Here is a 3286-nt window from a genome sequence, read left to right as displayed (position 1 = left end):
GCGTGAAGAGCGCGTTCGCGAACTGCGCGAGCCTCTGGACGCTGCCCCGGCAGTGGCTGCAGCTGCTGCCGTTGTCGCGACCGAAGAAGAACGTCCGGCCCGTGCGCCGCGCGAAGAGCGTCAGCCTCGCGCACCACGTGAAGAACGTGCACCACGCGAAGCCCAGGCTCCAGCACCGGCTGCTGAAGACGAAGAAGTCGCGACCAACGAAGAGCAGGCGCAGGACGACAATCAGGACAACAACGAGGGTGATCGCCCACGTCGTCGCTCCCGTGGTCAGCGTCGTCGCAGCAACCGTCGTGAACGTCAACGCGATGCCAACGGCAACGTGATTGAAGGTTCGGAAGAAAACAGCGAAGAAGCCACCGCCGAAAACGCTGCTGCCGCACCTCAAGTCGCTGCCGAGCAAGTTGCAGAACAACAAGCCGCTCACACCCAGGCCATCAGCGCTCCTGCTGAAGCCCAGGCCAACGAGCAAGCTGAACGGGCTACCCAAGCCGCTCAGGAATCGGCACCTGCCGAAACCGTGGCAGCGGTTAAAGCGCAAACCACTGAAGTGGCCATCGTGCCAACCCCAGCGGTTGAAGCGCCGGTTGTTGAGAAGCCAGTGGTTGAAGCCCCGGCTGTAGAAGCGCCGGTTGTTGAAGCAACTACTCCGGTTGAAGCGATCAAGGCACCTGAAGTTGAAGTGCCAGCGGTACAGGCTGAACCTGAAGTCAAGGCAGTTGCCGAGCCTGCTCCGGTTGTCGAAACACCGGTCATTGCCGCGCCAGAGCCTGTGGTTGAGGTCGCTGTCGAAGCGCCGGCAGTAGAAGCGCCACGCGAAGAAGCGCCGGTAATCGAGACACCAGTCGTCGAGAAAGCACCTGAGCACGTCAAGGAAGCCCGTGTTGTCCGCGAGCCAGTTGCCGAGCCTGCCATTGTCGAGGCCGCTCCAGCGCCAGTCGCTGAGCCAGTCGCTGAAGTGGTTGTGGCTGAAGCTGCTGTCGTCGAGACAGCCGTTGTGGCACAACCGGCTCCGGTTGAAGTGGTCGAAACCACCGAAGTGGTTGAAGTGGTGGTAGCAGCGCCGGTTGTCAGCGCACCGAGCAACGGTCGTGCACCTAACGACCCGCGTGAAGTACGCCGCCGCAAGCGTGAAGCTGAAGCAGCCGCCGCGAAAGCAGCAGCCACGGAACAGGAACACGAGTCTAAACCCCTCGCCTAATTCCGCCGGCCACTAAAAAGCCCCGCCAGTTCTGAACTGGCGGGGCTTTTTTTATTCAATTGTGCAATCAAAAAAACCAGAACGAGCGGCGCTCTTTCTCCAGTTCGTCGCGGCACTGCGCAAGTTGTGCGCCATAGGTTTGCGATTGCTGCTGAACCTTGCGCGCCACCTGCATCAACCAGGGTTTGCCACGGTAGGTGTTACGGGTAAAACCGCCACGCCCCTCGTGATACGCCAAGTACTGGTTATAGGCATCCCACTTGGAAATCCCCAACTGACGCTGGGTGCCTGCGGTATACCAGCCGATAAACATGATGGCGTCGGCATAGTTGTCCCGCGAACCTGAGCGCCCCATCGCCCGCTCAAAGTCTTTCCAGGCGGGCGGCTGGGCCTGTGCATAACCATAGGACGGGCTGACCCTGCCCCATGGGATAACCCACAGCAGGTAGGCGCGCGGCGGTAGTGCGTCGGCCACAAAGCTGCTTTCCTGCTTCATGATCGCCATGGCCACGTTGGGCGGCGTGCCCCATTGTGTCTGCATCGCCACCGAATCTTTGTACCAGGCCGGGTATTGGCGATAGATGTTGCACAGATTGTTTTGGTCCCTTGGCGGGGCCGTCATGCAGCCGGTCAACGTCACCAAGGTTATTGCTAACGCACACGCGGGTAGTTGCTTCATGACTCGTCCAGACCTGAAAAACAGTGGGATACACACCAAGCCTGCGTGGGCGTGAAATCAGCCAGCGAGACTGACGCCCTTAATACACGTTGGGTTCCATCTCAAGTTGCACCGCAAAACGCTCCTGGATATCGGCCTGAATCCGTTGCGCCAGGGCCAGCAGTTGCAACCCGGTGGCCGCGCCATAGTTCACCAGCACCAGGGACTGCAAGCGATGCACACCGGCATCCGCCTCGCGAAAGCCTTTCCAGCCTGCGGCCTCAATCAACCAGCCTGCCGCCAGTTTGACCTGGCCATCGGCCTGTGGATAACCGATCAGCCCCGGATGGGCGAGTTTCAACTCGTCCGCCTGCTGCGCCGACACCAGCGGGTTTTTAAAGAAGCTGCCAGCATTGCCCAACACCGCAGGGTCGGGCAGTTTTTCGCTGCGGATGCTGCTGATGGCCCGGCTTACATCTCTGGCCGTGGGCCGCTCAACGCCCTGCTCGCTTAAACGCTGGCGCACCGAGCCGTATTCCAGATGCAGACGCTCAGCGCGGTTGAGGGCAAAACGCACGCGCAAAATCAACCAGCGGCCCGGCTGCTGCTTGAAGATGCTGTCGCGGTAGCCAAACTCGCACTCGGCCAGGCTGAACTCGCGCAATTGGCCGGTGTGGCGGTCCAGGGCTGTCAGGCCCTCGAACACGTCCTTGATCTCGACGCCATACGCGCCAATGTTCTGCATCGGTGCGGCGCCCACGGTGCCGGGGATCAAACTGAGGTTTTCCAGGCCGGACAGCCCTTGCTCCAATGTCCACAGCACAAAAGCGTGCCAGACCTCCCCCGCCTCGGCCTCGACGACGGTGCGCTGGCCATCGTCGGCAAGCACCCGAATACCGCGACTGGCCATGCGCAGCACCAGGGCGTGAACGTCGCCGGTGAGCAACAGATTGCTGCCGCCGCCGATCACCAGCAACGGCAGTTGTTGCTCGGCCGAATAGTGCAGGGCTTCACGCACATCACTGTCGGTATGCGCTTCGGCCAGCAGGCTGGCACGCGCCTCCACGCCAAAACTGTTGAATGACTTCAGTGACGCATCAACCTGCAACTGCAAACTCATAAACGGCCCTTCAATTCAATCACCAGCAAATCGCACGCACGCTCGACCAGGTCGAGCACTTCTTCAAAGCCCTGTTCGCCATCGTAGTAAGGGTCCGGGACTTCATCCTTGACCGCCGCATAACGACGCAAGAACAAATCCAGTTCAGCCTTGGCGCCTGCGGGCTGCAAGGCCTTGAGGTCGCGCAGATTGCTCTTGTCCATCGCCAGAATCAGGTCATAGCGATTGAAGTCGGCAGCACTGACTTGCTGCGCACGTTGCGCCGACAAGTCATAGCCGCGGCGCTTGGCCGCCCGCTGGC

Annotated in this window: 2 protein-coding genes and 2 pseudogenes; 1 reads left to right on the top strand and 3 read right to left on the bottom strand. The window is 60.8% G+C overall.

Features of this window, described 5'->3' with window-relative positions; translation table 11 throughout:
- Positions 1-1207: pseudogene (locus GHO41_RS29950) on the top strand (ribonuclease E); the annotation flags it as partial.
- A 67-nt stretch (positions 1208-1274) separates the two neighbouring features.
- Here GHO41_RS29950 and GHO41_RS28770 read toward each other — a convergent pair.
- The 3 genes and pseudogenes from GHO41_RS28770 to GHO41_RS28760 form a co-directional block, all read right to left on the bottom strand.
- Positions 1275-1886: a hypothetical protein gene (locus GHO41_RS28770; protein WP_048389051.1), complete on the bottom strand. Its 612-nt coding sequence runs from the start codon at positions 1884-1886 to the stop codon at positions 1275-1277.
- Between the two features lie 79 nt (positions 1887-1965).
- A complete protein-coding gene (murB, locus tag GHO41_RS28765; protein ID WP_153435306.1) occupies positions 1966-2985 on the bottom strand; it encodes a UDP-N-acetylmuramate dehydrogenase in 1020 nt (339 codons plus the stop codon).
- Positions 2982-3286: pseudogene (locus GHO41_RS28760) on the bottom strand (low molecular weight phosphotyrosine protein phosphatase); the annotation flags it as partial. The gene murB and the pseudogene GHO41_RS28760, both read right to left, overlap by 4 nt.

The organism is Pseudomonas sp. FSL R10-0399 (genome assembly GCF_009600165.1).
Lineage (GTDB): Bacteria > Pseudomonadota > Gammaproteobacteria > Pseudomonadales > Pseudomonadaceae > Aquipseudomonas > Aquipseudomonas helleri.
This window is presented reverse-complemented; position numbering and strand designations above follow the sequence as displayed.